Source organism: Brevibacillus borstelensis (genome assembly GCF_036700025.1).
Classification (GTDB): Bacteria; Bacillota; Bacilli; order Brevibacillales; family Brevibacillaceae; genus Brevibacillus; species Brevibacillus borstelensis.
This window is the reverse complement of sequence record NZ_CP144922.1, coordinates 2,121,078-2,139,456: the sequence shown is the minus strand read 5'-3', so window position 1 is coordinate 2,139,456 and position 18,379 is coordinate 2,121,078. Positions and strand designations below refer to the sequence as shown.

The 18,379-nt window shown below is 44.2% G+C and carries 17 protein-coding genes; 3 read left to right on the top strand and 14 right to left on the bottom strand.

What is annotated here, in order from left to right:
* Positions 1 to 232 precede the first annotated feature (232 nt).
* The 3 genes from V5G20_RS09875 to istA (V5G20_RS09865) all read left to right on the top strand — a co-directional run bounded on the left by V5G20_RS09875 (position 233) and on the right by istA (V5G20_RS09865) (position 4,156).
* A complete protein-coding gene (locus V5G20_RS09875) occupies positions 233 to 1,321 on the top strand; it encodes a restriction endonuclease (protein WP_338463373.1) in 1,089 nt (362 codons plus the stop codon).
* Between the two features lie 445 nt (positions 1,322 to 1,766).
* Positions 1,767 to 3,359, top strand: a complete 1,593-nt coding sequence (locus tag V5G20_RS09870) for an HNH endonuclease (RefSeq protein ID WP_338463372.1) — start codon at positions 1,767 to 1,769, stop codon at positions 3,357 to 3,359.
* Between the two features lie 203 nt (positions 3,360 to 3,562).
* Positions 3,563 to 4,156 carry an IS21 family transposase gene (gene istA, locus V5G20_RS09865; protein ID WP_338463371.1) on the top strand — a complete coding sequence of 198 codons (594 nt, stop codon included), beginning with the start codon at positions 3,563 to 3,565 and terminating at the stop codon, positions 4,154 to 4,156.
* A gap of 176 nt (positions 4,157 to 4,332) precedes the next feature.
* Here istA (V5G20_RS09865) and V5G20_RS09860 read toward each other — a convergent pair whose 3' ends face one another.
* From V5G20_RS09860 to V5G20_RS09795, 14 genes are all read right to left on the bottom strand, one after another.
* Positions 4,333 to 5,262 carry an IS3 family transposase gene (locus tag V5G20_RS09860; RefSeq protein WP_283858068.1) on the bottom strand — a complete coding sequence of 310 codons (930 nt, stop codon included), beginning with the start codon at positions 5,260 to 5,262 and terminating at the stop codon, positions 4,333 to 4,335.
* Positions 5,253 to 5,585, bottom strand: a complete 333-nt coding sequence (locus tag V5G20_RS09855; RefSeq protein ID WP_025848869.1) for a transposase — start codon at positions 5,583 to 5,585, stop codon at positions 5,253 to 5,255. Before V5G20_RS09855 ends, V5G20_RS09860 begins: the two co-directional genes overlap by 10 nt.
* A gap of 73 nt (positions 5,586 to 5,658) precedes the next feature.
* Complete coding sequence (locus tag V5G20_RS09850; protein ID WP_338463370.1) at positions 5,659 to 6,696, bottom strand: DNA cytosine methyltransferase; 1,038 nt, start codon at positions 6,694 to 6,696, stop codon at positions 5,659 to 5,661.
* 434 nt (positions 6,697 to 7,130) lie between these two features.
* Positions 7,131 to 7,859: an IS21-like element helper ATPase IstB gene (istB, locus tag V5G20_RS09845; RefSeq protein WP_338463369.1), complete on the bottom strand. Its 729-nt coding sequence runs from the start codon at positions 7,857 to 7,859 to the stop codon at positions 7,131 to 7,133.
* Between the two features lie 112 nt (positions 7,860 to 7,971).
* Positions 7,972 to 8,970: an IS21 family transposase gene (gene istA, locus V5G20_RS09840; RefSeq protein ID WP_243014969.1), complete on the bottom strand. Its 999-nt coding sequence runs from the start codon at positions 8,968 to 8,970 to the stop codon at positions 7,972 to 7,974.
* 1,202 nt (positions 8,971 to 10,172) lie between these two features.
* Positions 10,173 to 10,772 (bottom strand): AAA family ATPase, encoded by a 600-nt coding sequence (locus V5G20_RS09835; protein WP_246000570.1) that lies wholly within the window; start codon positions 10,770 to 10,772, stop codon positions 10,173 to 10,175.
* A gap of 462 nt (positions 10,773 to 11,234) precedes the next feature.
* On the bottom strand, positions 11,235 to 11,453 hold the full coding sequence (locus V5G20_RS09830) for a hypothetical protein (protein WP_007130946.1): 219 nt from the start codon (positions 11,451 to 11,453) through the stop codon (positions 11,235 to 11,237).
* 7 nt (positions 11,454 to 11,460) lie between these two features.
* On the bottom strand, positions 11,461 to 12,552 hold the full coding sequence (locus V5G20_RS09825) for a GerAB/ArcD/ProY family transporter (protein WP_007130945.1): 1,092 nt from the start codon (positions 12,550 to 12,552) through the stop codon (positions 11,461 to 11,463).
* Positions 12,549 to 13,733, bottom strand: a complete 1,185-nt coding sequence (locus V5G20_RS09820; RefSeq protein WP_007130944.1) for a Ger(x)C family spore germination protein — start codon at positions 13,731 to 13,733, stop codon at positions 12,549 to 12,551. The genes V5G20_RS09825 and V5G20_RS09820 overlap by 4 nt, the downstream gene beginning before the upstream one ends.
* A 15-nt stretch (positions 13,734 to 13,748) precedes the next feature.
* Positions 13,749 to 15,215, bottom strand: a complete 1,467-nt coding sequence (locus tag V5G20_RS09815; protein WP_095397578.1) for a spore germination protein — start codon at positions 15,213 to 15,215, stop codon at positions 13,749 to 13,751.
* A 320-nt stretch (positions 15,216 to 15,535) separates the two neighbouring features.
* Positions 15,536 to 15,820 carry a type II toxin-antitoxin system HicB family antitoxin gene (locus V5G20_RS09810; protein WP_213509925.1) on the bottom strand — a complete coding sequence of 95 codons (285 nt, stop codon included), beginning with the start codon at positions 15,818 to 15,820 and terminating at the stop codon, positions 15,536 to 15,538.
* Positions 15,821 to 15,859: 39 nt separating this feature from the next.
* Complete coding sequence (locus tag V5G20_RS09805) at positions 15,860 to 16,009, bottom strand: type II toxin-antitoxin system HicA family toxin (RefSeq protein ID WP_227872737.1); 150 nt, start codon at positions 16,007 to 16,009, stop codon at positions 15,860 to 15,862.
* A gap of 432 nt (positions 16,010 to 16,441) precedes the next feature.
* Positions 16,442 to 16,843 carry an Rrf2 family transcriptional regulator gene (locus tag V5G20_RS09800; protein ID WP_036623450.1) on the bottom strand — a complete coding sequence of 134 codons (402 nt, stop codon included), beginning with the start codon at positions 16,841 to 16,843 and terminating at the stop codon, positions 16,442 to 16,444.
* A 122-nt stretch (positions 16,844 to 16,965) separates the two neighbouring features.
* On the bottom strand, positions 16,966 to 18,351 hold the full coding sequence (locus V5G20_RS09795) for a DHA2 family efflux MFS transporter permease subunit (RefSeq protein ID WP_036628256.1): 1,386 nt from the start codon (positions 18,349 to 18,351) through the stop codon (positions 16,966 to 16,968).
* Positions 18,352 to 18,379: the final 28 nt, after the last annotated feature.

Below are 18,379 nucleotides of genomic sequence, written 5' to 3'. Positions count from 1 at the left end.
CGTCTGGGGTCAAGTGATCTCCTTGACGCTAGGCGTTTTCCTTCCTAGACTCCTAGGTGGTTGAAGGAGGGAAGAAGCATATGAAAATGCGAGAATAAGGGAGAAAGACTCAAATTTTAAGGGGTTAAACCGTTTCGTTAACTGACGCGTTTAAGACGGTTGGTAACGGAGTACCATACCTTGCTTCATTGGGGATAGCGGAGACAATTCTTGACTTTTTGGGGGTGAAAGTATGCGAATTACCGCTTCGGAACTTGTCTCGGCAATCGACCAGTTACCAAAAGACCGAGCCTATCCCTACATAAACCCAAAAACTAAAGGGTTAATAAAGATTGTTCGGGTGGTACGTCCAGAAGGGCCAATTATTATTAAACGGTATGACCCAAGTAAAGGTGGCACACCGTCAAAAGCCAAAGAAGAATCCATTTCACCTGAAATGATATGGCGTATTGCAAACGCGTTTTTCCCAAATCAACCCATTAACTTTGACAGAGTTCTTGGGGGTAGCTACAACACAAGGTCGGTTTTAGAGTCACTTATTGCCCATACCCCACAGTTTTACTACTGTTATCCGGGGAGAATAGAAAGTACATCATCATCTAACGCAACAGTAAAGAGGGGGCATAAGCATGTTATGTGGTGTCCTGAAACCCCTCACTTACCCGGTGTTTTAGTTAAAGCGGATACGGACATTGTTATTTCAGAAGTTCCAAGTGTTGAAGCGTTTTATGATGCTTTGGTAATTCCAGATGAATTAGTGCCAACAGGGATTGACATTGAAATCAAACGTCGCCATTCTCAAATACAAATTGCATTGATAAAAATTGGACAGCAGTTGGGCTTTCGAACCTGGATTGCTCAAAACGACAAGGGAATCGTCTATAAGAATCAGAAGGTAAGCGAAATGGAAGGCGTTGTTAGTACGTTAAGAAATGAAAAACTAATATCGGCATTTGAAGATGCTTACAAAGCGGCTCAATTGATTGATTGTATTTGGTTCAAAAATGGTAAGCTAATGCCTGCTGTAATGGAAGTTGAACATAGTACGGGAGTTACGAGTGGTTTGACCAGAATGAAAGGATTACAAGATGCTTTACCACCTTTTCCAACCCGTTACGTTATTGTTGCTCCCGACGAGGATAGGGAAAAGGTATTCAGGGAAGCAAATCGCCCACAGTTCCAATCCTTGAATGTAAAGTATTTTCCTTATTCCGCAGTTGAAGAATTGTACGCCCTTTGTCAACGGCGAAAAATCCGTGGGGTAACCGAAGAATTTCTCGACTGTTTTATGGAACCTACATTACAACTTGCTTCAGCTTAAAGAAGAGACTTCTTACTAAATGGAGTCTCTTTTTCTTTTTTATGGGTAAAATATGTGGAAAAACGACTAATTGGAGGTAAATATGGCTGATGTTCTTTCTGGAGGACAGAGAAGAAAAAACATGCAAGCAATTCGTTCAATTGTTACTGCTAATACATAATGTCCACCAGTTGACGGGATAAGTTGTCCTGCTGGTGACGGACAAGATGTCCGACTGAATTAATGAAAAAGGGGAGAATCACGATAATTCTCCCTGTATGACACGCTTGATCATATGATCGTCGATGGTATAATGTCTGTTAATGCGGAGTTAAAAACAGGTAATGTCAGCAGACTAGTTTGATCAGAGTAAGGATAAATAGTGGTGAATAAAAAGTTTGAACTCATATGCAAAAAGTATGGGTATATAATATATTTAAACGATAAGTAAAGGAGTAAAGCAGGATTGGCAAATATTAAGTATAACGAAAATCCAATTTATAATGATGGAATAAAACAGAAATTTCTTAATGAATATACAGATTCAGAAAGATATAGAGAGAAATTTAGATTGCTATTCAAAAAAAGTTTCCATCTTGAAAATGTTTGGGGTAAAGATTTAGCAAATTTTAGCCTATTTGAATTAGTGGATTTAATGTATGATATTATGCCAGGTACTCCAAGTTCTAGTCGTCATAACGAAAGTTTGATTAAATTATATATTAATTGGGCAATCGATAATGGAATAAGAGAAAATAAGGATAATCCACTAAATACAGTTCCAAAAGACTGGCATTTAGATTTTGTATCTGATATAGATTATCTCTCTAAGCATAAAGTGAATGAGCTAATAGAGCGTACGGCTAATGAACAAGATGCTGTAATTATTCAATTACTGTTTGATGGGGTTGCTGGAAAGGAATTATGGGAAATTAGAAGTTTACGACCAGAAAACATTGACTGGGAAACTGGAATTTTAAATGTAGAGGATTTAGAAAAAGAAAAAAGGGAAGTTAAGGTTTCTAAGCAATGTCTTCGTTTATTAGAAGGTGCTATTAAGCAAAATAATTATATCCCAAAAAATGGACACATCACTGAAAATACTCGCAGAGTTAGTTTGCCATTAATTGAGACTGGATTTGTGATAAAGCCCACTATGACTAATAACTCCCACTTACAAGAAATACATGAGCATGTAATATATCAAAGATTAATAGGGCTTGCCGAAATTTTTGGAATAAAAACTTTAAAAAGTTATAAAAAAATTCAATATAGTGGAATGCTTTGGTTAGGAAAATTGCTCTTGGATAAGAGTGGAAAATTAGATGCAGAGGAATATACAATTATAAGTAATAAGTTTAATGTAAATATTTTATCTGCGAAAAAAATAGTAAATATTGAGATGATAAACAATATTTACGGAGAACAGAAATATCAAGAAGATTTTGATTTAGAGAGAATCGAAACATTACAATCAAATAGTGAACAAAGTATTTTAAGTAAAATAACGAGTATAAATGATTTAACTAATAATAAAATACAAATTAAGTCAGAAGAAGATATAGATATTTTTAATGTCGTACTGCCTTATTCAAAACAATTGGATATTAATATAAATGACTTGGAAAATTACGATACCTTTGAAGAATTTGAACCACGAATTGATAAGATTACAATAAGTAGATTAGCTAGAGATTCAAGAATTGCTAGAGTATTGAAGAAAATGTATAACAGTGTTTGTCAGTTGTGCAATCAACCAGTTAAGGGTTCCACAGGAGATAATATAGCAGAAGTCCATCATATTAGACCATATAATCAAATTCACAATGGACAAGATAAAATCAGTAATATGATAGTATTATGCCCTAATCATCATTCTCAGTTTGATCAATTTTACTTTGCTATTCATCCAGAAAATTGGATAGTTTATTGCTTAGATGAATCAGACAGGTATCATAATAAGCCTTTACAAAGGATTAAAAATCATGATTTTGATAAAGAAAGCTTAGAATATGTTTGGGAAATTTTTTTGAAGAAAAAACAACTATATGGTTCTTAACATGGTCACAAAAATTGTCATAGTCATCAATAACAGGCGATATTCATAAAGAATTAGAGATAAAGTGTAAAGCGAGTCTATTGTGAATGCTAATCTAATAATTGACCACCTAGTGGTACATTGCTCATAAAAAAGTTGACCACCTGAGCACCTCTTTCCTGTATCTTGAAGTTGTCGGACCACAAGATATAGGAGGAAAGGAAATGCTTCAGATGGCTAATTACGAGTTTATCAGGAAACAACACATTCTGCTAGGAAAGTCGATTCGCCAAATTTCTCGAGAGACCGGCTATTCCCGTCAAGTGATACGAAAGGCTTTGAAATCCTCTGAGATTCCTGTGTATCAGCTTTCAAAACCGAAGCCAAAGCCAGTCATTGATTCTGTCAAGCCCATCATCTTGGAGTGGCTGCATCAAGATGAACAAGCTCCCCCGAAGCAGCGTCATACTGCCAAACGCATTTACCAGAGACTCGTTGACGAACATGGATTCACCGGCGGTGAATCTACTGTACGACGCTACGTCAGAGAGTTGCGGGTTTCTCCCCCTAAAGCATTTGTCCCTCTCGATTTCCCGCCAGGGCGCTTTGCTCAATTTGACTGGGGTGAGGTTACGGTTCATTTACAAGGGAAACAAGTAAAGGTTCAAGTCTTTTGTATGCGTTGCACATACAGCAGAAAGATTTTTATCAAAACATTTGCTCATCAGAAGCAAGAGGCTCTTCTCCAAGGCCATGTAGATGCTTTTGAATTTTTCGGTGCTGTACCCAAGTCATCACATACCGGTTTAACCCCTTAAAATTTGAGTCTTTCTCCCTTATTCTCGCATTTTCATATGCTTCTTCCCTCCTTCAACCACCTAGGAGTCTAGGAAGGAAAACGCCTAGCGTCAAGGAGATCACTTGACCCCAGACGTTTTCCTTCCTGCTTGTCAGCTAGGTTGAAGTAGGGATCATTCTGCAATCCTTTGCCATACTACACTTTCACAACAAATGGTGTAATGAGTTGCAAGGCAAAGGCTTTACCAAATTCTACAGGTGATAAATCGTACAAGCTTCCATGAATCCGTCGCTGATTATAAAAGAGCAGATAGTTTGTCACGATTTCATAGGCTTCTTGATAGCTCTGAAATTCATTCCGCTGCAAACATTCTTTCTCCAAAACACTGTGAAATGACTCAATGTGAGCGTTTTTATTGGGTGTCTTTGGAGGAATTCGCTCATGCACCGTTTGGAAATGCTGACAGGCTTCTTCAAAGGCATGGCTAATAAACTGTGGACCGTTATCCGTACGGATAACAGGGCGATCATCACAATTGAATTGCTGCCGTTTCCACAAAGCACGTTGGAGAATCTGAGCAGCATGTTTTCCTTCGCAGGTCAGTCCGAAATGGTAGTCCACGATCGCTCGATCATAGACATCAATGAGACTCATCAGGAAAAAGAAACGCTGTTCTCCTACGATAAATCCGTATTTTACGTCTATCTCCCACAATTGATTCGGAGCGGTAATCTCTCGGTTGTTTGCCAACTTTCGAGGATGTTTCCTTTTCTTTTGTCGTTGTGGTTGCAGGAGTTCTTCTTCTTTCAGCAAGCGGTAAACCTTTTTCTTGTTGATGACCAGTTGGTGGTCTCGCCGTAGGCAGACGGTAAGCTTTCGATATCCATAAGCAGATTCTTCATCGGCAATCAACTCGGATAGCCATTCTTTGATTTGTTCGTCACTGACAGGTTGTCCGTCTTTTGACAACGAATAACCGGGTATAGGTCTTCCTCCGTGATAAACGCGAGGTTTTTGGGAGGCTTTGTTTTTTCGGTAATAGTAGGTTGCTTCCAGGATGCCGACAATACGTAGCACTAGTTTGGCTGTGTACCCCAGCTGTATCCACTTGTCGGCTATTTCCATTTTGTCCGATAAGCTGGGTTCACCTTTTTTACAAGATCACGAAGGATCGCGATTTCCAAGTCCTTTTCTCCCAGTAATTTCTTCAGTTTATCATTCTCCGTTTCCAGTTCCCGAAACTCTCCTGGACTTGGTGTATAGCTTGTTACAGCTTTAGCTTCGGAAGACGTATTCTGCCAATCTGCGTGTTTGGAGTCACGTATCCATCGATACAGCATTTTAGGGTCTATCCCATGCCGTCTGGCTACTTGGCTAGCGTTTCCTACTTCGTGGGCTTCCTGGATCAATTGTTGTTTGAACTCGATTGAATAGCGTCTCCGTTGCATAAAAATATCCCCCTGTTCTTCTGATATCAGCTTAACAAGATAAGGGGGTATGACTCAAATCCAATTTTGGGGCTTAAAAGGAAATATTAAGCGGAAGCTCAAATTCTTTTGGTAACGATTGTATTGCAAGTGCTTCTGCAACGGAAATTCGACGCATCTTGTATGGGTGCAAATGTACCTCGTTATTACCATAAGCTGCTGTTGGTGAATATCTCCACCTGTGAAGACGTTTGTAGGACTTTTTTGAATCATCGCCCTCATCTATTGTCGTAAATTTCGTTATTCCAGCCCTCGGTTGGAAATATTGTGATGAATTCGTGTGATTCAGCACATCATTCTTTCTAAACCAATATTCAACGGTTAATTCCAGTGGAATACCGTCTGGACATAAAAGTTCAGAATCTGCTTCAAAAGGATTGGTTGTAGGCCAGGGATATGAGAAGACCTCGTTTAACGGGTACTTAATGTGTGATTCCCAAGGAAACAAACCTTCAGGGAGCGATGTAATGTTGCCGAAATTGTAACCCAAATCGTTCAATAATTCTCTTTTAAACCCAATTAGAATTATTCTTTCTCGGTTTTGTGGAACTCCATATTCCAAAGAATTTATCAGCCGTTCTGTCGTCACATATCCACTTTGATGTAACTGGCACTTCATTTCTTCATAAAACTCTCTGTGTTTCTTTGTTTTCCAAAGTCCTTTTACATTTTCAAACAAAAAGAATGAAGGCTTTTGTTCACAGATTAACTCAACGTATGTAGCCGAAAGTTTCCCATTGTCTCCCATTCGCCCCCGATTTTTACCGCCAACGGAGAAGTCAGGACAAGGCGGGCCACCTATAAACCCAACAACGTCGGTTTCCCTCTTGCAATCCTTGATTAAACTTTTAAGTTCCGAAGTGGCTTTAGAATTTAAAAGGTCGGAAATGTCGCCCTCGTGGAATCCGTGTTGAGGTTCAGGAATATTAAGAATTTGTCTAGAATGTTTGTATGTTTTTAAAAAGGGAGGATGGATTTCATTTACATATGCTATTTGATAGCCAGCCATTTCAAAACCAAGGTCAAGAAAGCCAGCCCCAGAAAAAAAGCTAAATATGCCGGGAGATTTCATGCTCATTAACTTCCTCTCTCAGTTCTTGTTTCCAATGTTTCCTTCCACTCAATCAAGTAATGCAATACCTCACGAAAATCCTTATCAAACTGATTTTATTCCGATAATTCATCGAAATGAACATCTTCTATCTTATCCCATCTTGGCTCAACTTCACCAATAAAGAAATTGCTTCTTCTAACCATTAACCATTATTGAAACAGTTTGGTTTAGCACACAGTCCTAATAAACGCAAACTATTAACTAATATTGTACCTGACGAAACATATTTTTGAAATAGAACCTCGGATCTTGTATTAAACATTGTACAAAGGCAGGATTAGGGCTGGGCATAAATTCCTGCACCTACATTGGTTCTTGTATTTTGCAACTCAAAAATGCAGAGTTTGGCGGCCAATTTATGCAGAACACTGCCAACATCAATCCCAAAGAATTTAGGAAGACTTCATGCTGGATAGAGCATGGCGCAGTCGGTAGCTTTCTCCGGTAAACGCCAGAACATGGGCGTGGTGGACGAGGCGATCCACAAGGGCTGCCGTCAATCGCGTATCTCCAAACACCGTATTCCACTGCCCAAACTCCAAATTCGACGTCACAATCACACTGTTTCTCTCATAGCAGGCCGAGATGACATAAAACAACAGCTCAGCCCCCGTTTGGTGAAAGGGAACAAACCCAACCTCGTCCAAAATCAACAACTCACAGTCTGCCAGTTCTTTTTGAAACCGCATCAGTGCCCCATTTGCATGTTTTTCCTGCAAGAGAGCCACAAGATCGGGTGCACGGAAGAAACGAACTGCATAACCTCTCCGACATGCTTCCACTCCAAGCGCTGTAGCCAGATGGGTCTTTCCCGTGCCGACTTTCCCTAACATCAGCACATTTTCCCGGCGCTTTAAAAAACGCAGGTCGATCAATCCCTCCTTTGTACATGTTTCCGGAAAGGTGACTGCCTCAAAATCGTAATCCTCCAGTGTCTTCAGTTGGGGAAACGCGGCTTTCTTCAATAATCGCTTCAGTTTGGTTTCTTCTCGCCGCTGAATCTCCATCCGCAAGACACCCAGCAGGAAGCTCTCACGATCTTCAAACAGCACCTGTTCATAGGTTTCCATCACATGCGCCAAATGCAAAGTTTTACACACCTTTGCCAGCTCTTCTCTCATTCCACCCTCACCCCCAGGATCCGGTCGTACTCATCCAGCATTGGTATCTGCCCGTGAAGGGCAGGGGGTGTATGCGACTCTGGAAACGGTTCCGGGCGGAAAACAGGGTGTTTTATCGCGTAAAGGGCATGCTCCAAGGCTCAGCGTATTTGTTCAGGTGGCACGTCTCCAGCCGGAAAATCTCCAGCGGTGTCGTCGGCAGCGTCAGCAGCTTGCATTTTTCTTGCTCCCACAACTCGGCAATGGTTTGCTTTTTCACATAGTGAGGGCGCTGCATATCCGCACGGGCAGCTTCCGCCAAATACGTCTCCAGTTGTTCCGGCGTATCGATAACCGGTGGCGGAACACACCAGTTTCGGCGTCCATACCCCACTTTGTTTTCCACATGGCCTTTCTCATGGCCGCTGTATGGATTGCAAAACAGGGGCTCAAAGCGGTAATGGGCGCAGAAACGCCGAAATGCTTCCGTACACTCTCGTTTACCATCATGCTGGATGGACATAACAGCAGCGGACAAGTTGTCAAACCAAATCTTGCGAGGGACTCCTCCCATTTGCTGAAACAGCCGCCCTAAGGCTTCCAGAAAGCATTCCGTGTTTTCTTTCGGAACCGGGAACACAAAGGCGGCATTGCTGTACGGAAACGATAGAGTCAATACTTTCCGCTCCACCAGTTCTCCCGACTTGACAACGTACACCGTCCCGAAGTCAGCCTGAGCTTCTCCACCTGGATGCTCCAAACGTTCAAAATGTTCGGCTCGTTCAGATGCCATGGCTTTCTTCCGTTTGGAGACATATTCGGATACCGTTCGCTGCCCGCCAGGGAATCCGTGCTCATCCCGTAACCGCTGAAACATGCGGACGGCTGTATGGCGTTGCTTGCGTGGAAGACGCTCATCTTCCTCCAGCCATGTGTCAATGATCTCGATATACGGTCCCAACACCGGATGGCGGCCTTTTCGCTTGCATACCGGTTCATTCCAATCGTCGCGATCCGCATATTTCTTGGCGGTCCGCCAATTCACCTGGACACGTTCTGCAATTTCCTGAATCGAACACCCTTCGACTTCCCGCAAAAATCGGATATACTGTTGTTGTGGCACTTTCAACATTCCTCTCACTCCCTCAGATTCTAGCCAAATCCAAGGGTAGATTTTGTAGGGGGATGTTGGCAAGTGCCTTTTTCATGGCCTCAGAATTGCGGTGGAACTCTGCAGTTTTCCGCCGCAATTCTCTGCACTTTTATCCTGCCATAAACATCAGATGAAACCGCAGAGGTACGAACAAGGGATACTTATGTAGATAATTGGAGTGACTTTACTGAAATTCCTAACGATAGAGCAACCTCGGCTACGAGACATATTGAATTAGCAGGTGTTAACGAAATTGTAAATCGAATAAATCGAGATAGAAATAATGATGGGGACCTAGAGATCTTTGTTAGCACTACAGATATCAGAGGATCTGTTCTTTTGGTGTACGACATTAATTCTACTCTTAGAACAACCGTAAATAGGCATCTTGGTAATTATGTAGATGGGTCAAAAATTGCAAATTCATCATACCGCAATGAAAGTTTAAATCTAAGTGGCTATACTGTATTCCTAATTTTTAGTCACAAAGATCAACGGTTATTCCATGCCCACTTTGTTCCCCAGGCTGATAGAACAAAGGAGCTAAAACATCAGCGTTATCTCGGTAACTTTGACTTCAAATTTTTGATAAAGTTCGTTACAACCCCAGTTATAACGAGCATTTACAAAAAACCACAAGAGATCAATTAGACTATGAAAAAAATCTAAGCAAGCAAAGAAAGATAGAAATTTGCTGAAGGATAGGAATGGAAGGAGATCTGTTGTACCATATAAATAACGACTTCTTAAGGATAATCAGGGAGGAAAAAATGGCAGATGACAATGATATCGTAAAATGTGATCATTGTAATAAACATTTCTACTTATGGGAACTAGATAAATTAACCCCAAAACAGTGCTCCATTATCCGTGAAGAAGATCCTTTTTTTAGTATGCGAATATTGTACTGGCAAAATTCAAGCAATAGGAGAAGGTGTAGAGGAAGTAGAATATTGGAATGAATGGGTGACAAAGAAACGCTTAGCCAATGAGTAAACATAATGGGGCTGTCGAGAAAGTCGACAGCCTGAGCTTCTGGAAACCAGAAGCTTTTTTCTTTAGTTTTAGGTCAGAGACAAAAAACTGATGTTGCTGCCCTATTTAGGGCTTGCTGAACGAATAAAAAATTGAGAAACGACAAAGGTTTTGCTCCGTTTTCATCGAACTCATGTGCAAGGAAATCAACGATTTCCCTTTAAATTCCTTGCACATGGAGCGGATATGGATGTACATTGGAAAACCCGGAGTATGCCGATGTGCGCCACATCTTCGTTGGATAATTGTATACCGCCGCACTTTGCAAAAAATTCGGTCGTTTCGTCCGGCGCAAACCGGAGATCGCGCGCATCCAACCAGATCAGCCTATTTTCTGCTCGTAGTCTGGAAAGAGGAAGCGCTGGAGAATTTCGGCTTGCAAGATAGAGATGGACATGTAGTGGCAAACGTTCCAGCAGATAAGTGACGCCCTTCAAGATTGACGCTTCTTCGATATGATGAAAGTCATCCCAAACGAGCACCTTCGTTTGCGGAATGCGATGCAGCCCGTTGACGAGCGCAGCAATCAGCGACACACCCGATGGATCTTCCGCGGCATGACGAAGCACGTCCTGTTGGTCAAAAGACGGATACGCTTGTTTTAACGCTGCAATGGTATGTGCCCAGAAGCGCGTGCGATCATTATCCCCTTGATCAAGCGAGACCCAGGCGACGGGATTTTCCAGCGTCATCACCCATTCGCCGAGCAATGTCGTTTTGCCATACCCGGCTGGAGCTGTGATCAAAGTAAGCGTGCAATCCAACCCTTATGCAAACGCCGGGTGAGACGGGAACGCGCAACAAGCGAGCTTCGCGATCGAGGAATATGAAGTTTCGTGGCTATGATCATGGTTTGCCCCCTTCCCTTTGACTATAATCATCAGGAATGAACAACTTCCTTACCATTTTACAAAATCTTTTATTTTGGCGGGGCTATCCTTGGTTATACAACGTGGAAAAGTTATGTTGTTGACTATTCGAGCGATTTTTGTATAGTTACATATGTTCTTGATAACGATAAAAGGGATCCAAATCTTTGGTAGAATGGTGTTTGACTGAAACACATCACCCAAAGGGAGGAGCACCTTTCAGGTGAAGTCTGCCACTTCAGTCATCCTTCATATCTCCTGTTAAAGTTCTATCACAAGGATTGGCGGATCATAGTGGTAACAAACTGGGAAGAACCCGCAAAACTATTCATTCTACGTTTATATCATCGTCGTTGAAATGGATTTTAACATTTCAATCATTCTTTCAATAAAAATCGTAATGATAAAAGGACGATGATTCACGATACAAATCCATAATCCGTATCCAATAACAGATACAGCCCCAAAAACTGCTGCATCCCGATAAAGTCTCTTTCGAAGCAATCCCAACATCGGCAAACCTATCAAAGGCGCCAGCAGGATGTGAAGCATCAACATGTTCAATTCATCCTCCTTTTCGCTTCTCGAACGTGCGTTTGACCCATGTTGTCACTAGCAACAAAAAGGGGATCAGTAGAACAAAGAAACTGTCATATATGAATGTATATTTTTCATCCCATTCCTCGTTTTGGATCGGGTTTTCATAGATGGACAAGGCGGTCGCCGACAACAAAATCGTCAAACCCAGAAAATGAGGCCACCGGGTTTTTGGACGAAATACTTGACGCAGCGTTTCGGAAGCTCCGTAAACGAGTACCAACAGCTTGATAAAAATCAGAATCAGTAAAATAACGGAGATAATGGAATGGATGTTGACGATCACCTCTCCGATGGAAATTTCCTGCACGGTCGTATACACTGGAAAGGTAAGTTGTGACGCCCTCTCCACTCCTAATAAACCGATAATCATAAACAAGGTCATGCTAAGAGAAAGGGAAGCGGTCATCAACCCAAGCAAAAAGGGGCGTGTTGCCCCCTGTTTGACCAGCGGAAACAATATCGTGAGCGCAATAGTTTCCATATAGGGAAAGCCCAAAAAGGAATGGTATTGTAAAATGGCACCCAGGCCGGAATGGAAAGCTGGCTGAAGTCTTCCCCAATCCCAGTTCACCATTGCCAGCAACAGAACAAACCAGAACGGGAAGAACAAAAACGGAGTGATGATTTGATTTAATCGTCCGATGGCTTCCGTCCCCTGAGCGACCGTGTAAAAGGCGACAAGCAAAAACATGACGTGAAAAACGGTTTTCGGCGTCTCCGGCATGATGGTTCCATTTAAAAAATCGCTTAAATTTCGAAGAGCCCATCCAGCCAAAATACAGAAATAAAGAAAATACAGGACGGAAACAAGCGTTCCCAGAGAACGTCCCCAAGCTTCCAGCGGGATTTGCACCAGACTTTTGCCCGGGTAATATCGGAAAAGAAAAATCCAGAACAGACCGACGAGTATGCCAAAACTTCCTGCCCACAAGGGCATGAGCCAGGCATCCTGTCCCGCCTGTACGACCAGCCGCCCGATCAGCACGAAAAGGGTGGTTCCGAGGATATAATTGATTGTCAGCAGATAAAACTGGAATCGGGAAATCATTGGCTTCATCCTGTTCCTCCATAAGGTTGACTCATGCTTCCCGTTCGGAGCAGCCGGGTATTTGCACGAATCTCAATTTGTGCATTTTTCGCCGCTTGGTCGATATCCGGATGATTTGGCGTTTGTTTGCGCAACAAGTCGTTGATGCTTAACAGATCCCAGCCACGCTCCCTTATCATTTGATAGAAAGCAAGCGACTCGTCTGCTATGATCTGATTCAGTCTGTTTTCAAGTCTCTCCACCTCGTTCCGAGACTTCGGGACGAACTCGATTGTATAGGCAGTGGAAAGTTCGAGGTCCAAGCGGATCCGAACGACAGGTTGGTCGGATTTCCAGAAGACCTCACGTTTTATGCGAACCAGTCTCAATTCCACGGATACCTGTTTTCCTTCCACCTGAAACTGTCGCACGTGGCGACCTCGATCGCCATTTAGCAAATGGTACCAGACCAGCTGCGTATCATTCAGTTTGCCCGCCATGCGATAATCACGGAAAACCGCCCCGCCTCGGATGATAAAGTTGTTTTGATTGGCGTCGATATCCGCCGACCTTTCCCCGCTGTTGGAAGAAGGTGCCTCTGTCATTCCGGTGATCAACGGTAATACGATCGTATCTGACTTTTCCATCCGTTCAATGACATCACTGACCTTGATCTGTTTTCCCACCAGGAGCGAATTCCGGATCAGCAGGTCGAGCCTGGAATCGATCGTGTCAGACGGCACCCGCTCCAGGGGAGTTAATGTTCTCATGACCTGAGATATCGATCCGTCGACAATCAGCATCGGGACCGACGAGCGGCCGTTGGGTTGCATTTCGATAAAGTTGACAATATCGCGCATGTTTTGTTTGGCGGCCCGCTGGGAAACGAGCAGCACCTTGCAGTGGGCCATAAATAACTTGCGCGGCAACATTTTGTAAATCGTAGATTTGATTTCTCCAAAAGACGATCCACTGATTTCGTAAGTGTACACAGGGGCTTGTTCGCCTCCCGGCGTACCTTTGGCGGAAGTGCCGCTGAGCGGGTTGATGATCTGGTAATACACGGTTATTTTGTCGCTCTCCGGATCGCTGTCCACCCCCATCATACTGACCAGCGCCAGTTCGTTCATCTCCGTCCTGTCCCAGCAAGCCGTAAGCAGGGCGGTAAACATCATCAGGATGAACAGACCCGCTGCATACCGGTTGGTCATGTTTGTTCCTCCAGATTACCTTTTTCTCTTCATATTCCGAATATATCCGGGCAGACCGTTCGGATCCAGCCAGGGCCGGGGCAGCCGCACCAACACATCTTTCCAATCGGTTCCTATGGACGGGGAAGCGGGAGTGAAGTAAGGAACGCCAAATGAATTAAGCGACACCAGATGGGCAACCAGAAACAGGGCACCGCATAAAATGCCAAAAAGGCCCATAAAGCCGGCCAACAGCACGAACGAAAAGCGAAGCAGGCGTTGTGACATGCCGAAGCTGTAAACCGGAACGACAAAATTGGTGATGCCGGTTATGGCTACGACAATGACAATCGCGGCGGAAATAAGACCGGCTTCCACCGCCGCCTGCCCCAGTACAATCGCCCCCACGATCGAAAGCGCCTGTCCGACCGCTCGCGGCATACGCAGCCCCGCTTCCCGGATAATTTCAAACACGACTTCCATTAACAACACTTCGAAGATGGCGGGGAAGGGAACCCCTTCCCGCTGGGCGGACAAACTGATCAGAAGTTGGGTCGGGATCAGTTCCTGGTGGAACGTCGTGGCCGCGACATACAAGGAAGGGACGAACACGGCCGTAAAAAAGGAAATCAACCGAATCCAGCGAATAAACGTGGCGATGTCCGCCCGCTGATAATAATCTTCAGGAGAACTGAAAAACTCGAAAAACGTCATGGGGGCAAGCAGGACGTTGGGCGTTCCGTCCACCATTACGGCCACTTTACCATCCAGCAACTGGGCAGCTACCATATCTGGGCGCTCGGTGTTGGTAAGCGTCGGAAAAGGAGACCAAATCCGGTCCTGGATGAATTCCTCCACATAAGCGCTTTCCAGCACACTGTCCGTCCGGATGGCTGACAATCTGCCGCGCACTTCCCGGACCAGCGATTCCGGGGCGAGGTTCTCCATGTACACCATAAGCAAAGTCGTCCCGGTTTGATTGCCGATGTTCATTTTATCAAACCGGAGGAATGGGTTGCGGATTCTTTTGCGGACAAGCCCCACATTGGTCAGAATGCTTTCCGTAAAGCCTTCGTGCGGCCCGCGAATGGTCGATTCCGACTTCGGTTCTTCAATGGAGCGTTGTTTGGATTCGGTCACATTGATGAGACAAACGCGCTCCCTTGAAAAATCGGTTAGTGCGCAATGGCCTGCCAGGAGAGCTTTTACGGCATGTTCCCGCAACTGTTCATATGGATCGGAAAAGGAAAATTCGCGCAAAAAACCGCTTTCGGCGGAAAGAGGCGCTTCCCCTTCGGAAAACGTATTTTCCGTGAACGATTTCAAAATATATTCGTCAATCGTTTTTTTATTGACCATCGATTCCAGATATACGCACTGCACGGTTTGTTCCCCTTGGACAAACAAGGATCGGCAGACCAAGTCCGGGGGTAACCCGAGGGCTGATTGAATGTCTCCGAAAAAATCATTCTTGATCGATTGATTTTGTTTTTTTCTTGCCATCGACGAACCTCCAGATTCTCACATCTCATCATTATCATTGTTTCCTATTGGGTGGATTCTTATTCCATTGGCAGTTATGCTGTTGCAAATTATCGTGAGGTGAAATCCATACGAGACATTCAAGAAAACGTCCAAGCCGGGAAAGGTTGCGCCGGGAGTGCGAATGTGACTGTGTAGGAAGCACTTCGCATCGTTCACGCGATCAATGCCCAATTCCTGCATCAGCTTGGATTGCAGTGCCTGTGAAAAGTTAATGCCCTTCTCCAGCGCGGCGGCGTTCAGCCAAGCCGGAAGCGTGACCGTCCGATTGACAGAACGGTTCACTTGCGCCTGCGGATAGATGGCATATAGACATCAATCAGCACAGCGCGTTCGTTCGCTTGCGTGGTTTGAATCTGGGAAAGCGGCGTTGGAGCGGGAATAGGTTCGCCATCTTCTTCCAGCCCGTACAGGACAATGCCGAGCAGTTCCCGCGCGGACAAAAGCGCATCGTGATCGTCCGTTCCGCTTGTCGCGCAATCCAGATCAGGGAAAACAACAGCGATTTCCTTGCCGGGGTCATAAGTGAAAACGGCAGGGTAGAAATATCGCTCCGGCTTCTTCATGTCGGATACCTCCTTTGAATGGTCGGGAGGGAGCCGGGGCTATTCAAACTTTAACCCCGACCGCCGTTCAATGCTTTTGAGCGTAGGAACGGGAATGTCTTTGTCAGGATGTTTGACGGTTGTTCGTCCCTTTTGGGTTGGGTGCTTGAACTGGTGATGACTTCCCGAGAAAAATCCACGGTAACAAATACTATTATATTTGTCAATTGAGAACGCAAACTAATCCGCCTTTTTAAGGTATCTTCCAAGTCTTGAACCAGTAACGATATTGTCCGAACGTCGGCAATTTATCCTGCGGAGGAAGAATAGGGACGAGTGCTTTCCCGTCTAATACTTTATTTTTCAGTCCATCATCCCGATTCCTGACCCATCATTTCACGAATTAAACCAGACCCTCCAGGCTCCTGCATTCGACAAGTTTCCGAATATGCAAAAGAAGAGCTCTCGATTCACCATTAAGGTATATCGAGAGCTCTTCTTCGCGACATCGATGCGGTCGAGAGGACAATGGTATCAATCTAACGCAGCACAATCTTGTTCAATGCCGTTTGTATATCTTCCTTTCATGCTTTTCCCAAACGGTTTAATAAAATAAACCATTCTCATAAAAACAGTTTTTCTTCAAAGAACTACCGTCATTTTCTTAGCAATCTCAGATAATTTTTGGTTTTTTAAAAAGTCCTCCATTTTCTCTTCAGCCGATACCATCACCTTCTGAACTAAACACTCTGATCCATGATTCATTTCACAGTCGAATAAGGAGGCGGAGCCTTCAATGGCATGAATCACGTCGAGAAACGAGATTTCTTCCCAATTCCGTTTTAAGCGATATCCACCATTGGCTCCTGAAGTCGATTCAATCATTCCTGCCTTGACCAGCTTGGTAAGGATTTTGGATAAATACGTTGGAGAAACCTCTTGTCTCTCCGCCAATTGCTGTACGCCGATAAGTTTGTTCGGCGGGAATGCGGCAAGAAAGAGCATCGTATGAAGAGCATAGTTTGTCGCTTTAGAAAATTTCATAACGTGATGTTCACCTCAATTATGGACTTTATGTGCCCATAATAACTTTTTATATTGGCTTATGTCAAATATCGCCTCCCTTATTACTCCTTTATTCGTTGTAACTGGCAACACTCCAAGACCTACGATTCCACTGAACCTTTACCATATGGAACAAAGAAAGTAAGAAGAAAACCACTCGCTGCAACGAGGGCTAGTGACCAAAACGCGGCTTGAATTCCTTGATGCATATTGATCGGAAAAGAGAATGAGCTATAATCTGCGGTAATTGTCACCAGGGTGATGAGCAGTGCCCCGCCCATTGACATGCCCAATGTACGTATGGCCGTGGTCATCGGCGAAGCGTAATTCATCATCGAATTCGGCAAGCTCGCCATGGCAAAAGCAGTAATTGGGGTCATCATAAAACCGACCCCGGTCATAAGCAACGCATATAACCCTACCAACAGACCATACGGAGCGTGAATCGATAGCGCTATCGTTAATAGAGCCGTTACGGCGGCTATCCCGAAGAAGCCGATCCGAATCAAATAGCGACCGCCATAACGGTCGTAGATTTTACCCGATACCACTCCGGACACCCCCATCAGCAATGCACCTGGGAGCAGCATTAGCCCCGATTCTCTAGGCAGTAGTCCCCTGACATTTTGTGCATATATCGGGAGCAGCAGTTCCACCCCGGCCATCACAATGAACAGGACTACGCCTATAATCGATGCATAAGTAAATCTCGGGTAACGAAATACGTTGAAATCAAGCAAAGGGACGGCCAGTTTGAATTGGCGCTTCACAAACAGAAACGACAGTGCGAATCCCACGATAAGGAAGGTCAGCGCAAGCTGAATCCCTTTTCCCTGATCGCTAAGGATACTAAATCCATACAACAGACTGCCGAAGCCCAAACTTGAATAAAGAATCGATCTCCAGTCCAATTTCGCTTTATGCGTATCCCAAACGTTTTCCAAGCAATAATAGGCGACAAACAGGTTCGCGATCGCTATGGGCGCCACCCCATAGAATAAGATTCTCCAAGAATGATGTTGAATCACGAAGCCGGAAATCGTCGGCCCCAGTGCAGGGGCGAGTCCCACAATGAGACTGGCCAGTCCCATCGCTGCCCCGAGTTTTTCCTTTGGGAACACTAGGATAATCGTATTCAGGAACACCGGTACCAGCAATCCGGCGCCAATCCCCTGAATAATTCGTCCGCTTAGGATCAATGTGAAGTCGACGGAGAAGCCGGCAATTAGCGTCCCTGTCGTAAAGGCCCCAGCGGATGCGAAAAACAGGGTTCGCGTCGAGTATTTTCCGATCAGGAATCCCGTCACAGGGATGACAATTCCAGAAACCAGAAGATAGACGGTGATCAGCCATTGCGCCCGATTGACCTGGATTCCAAGGTCAAGCATCATTTGTGGCAAAGCCGTGTTCAGCATGGTTTGCATGAGTTGTGCCAAAAAATTCGCGACGATTAGAGATGCGACAATGATTACAGGTTTTCTTTTCATAACGTTCCTCAATTTACTACAGACACTC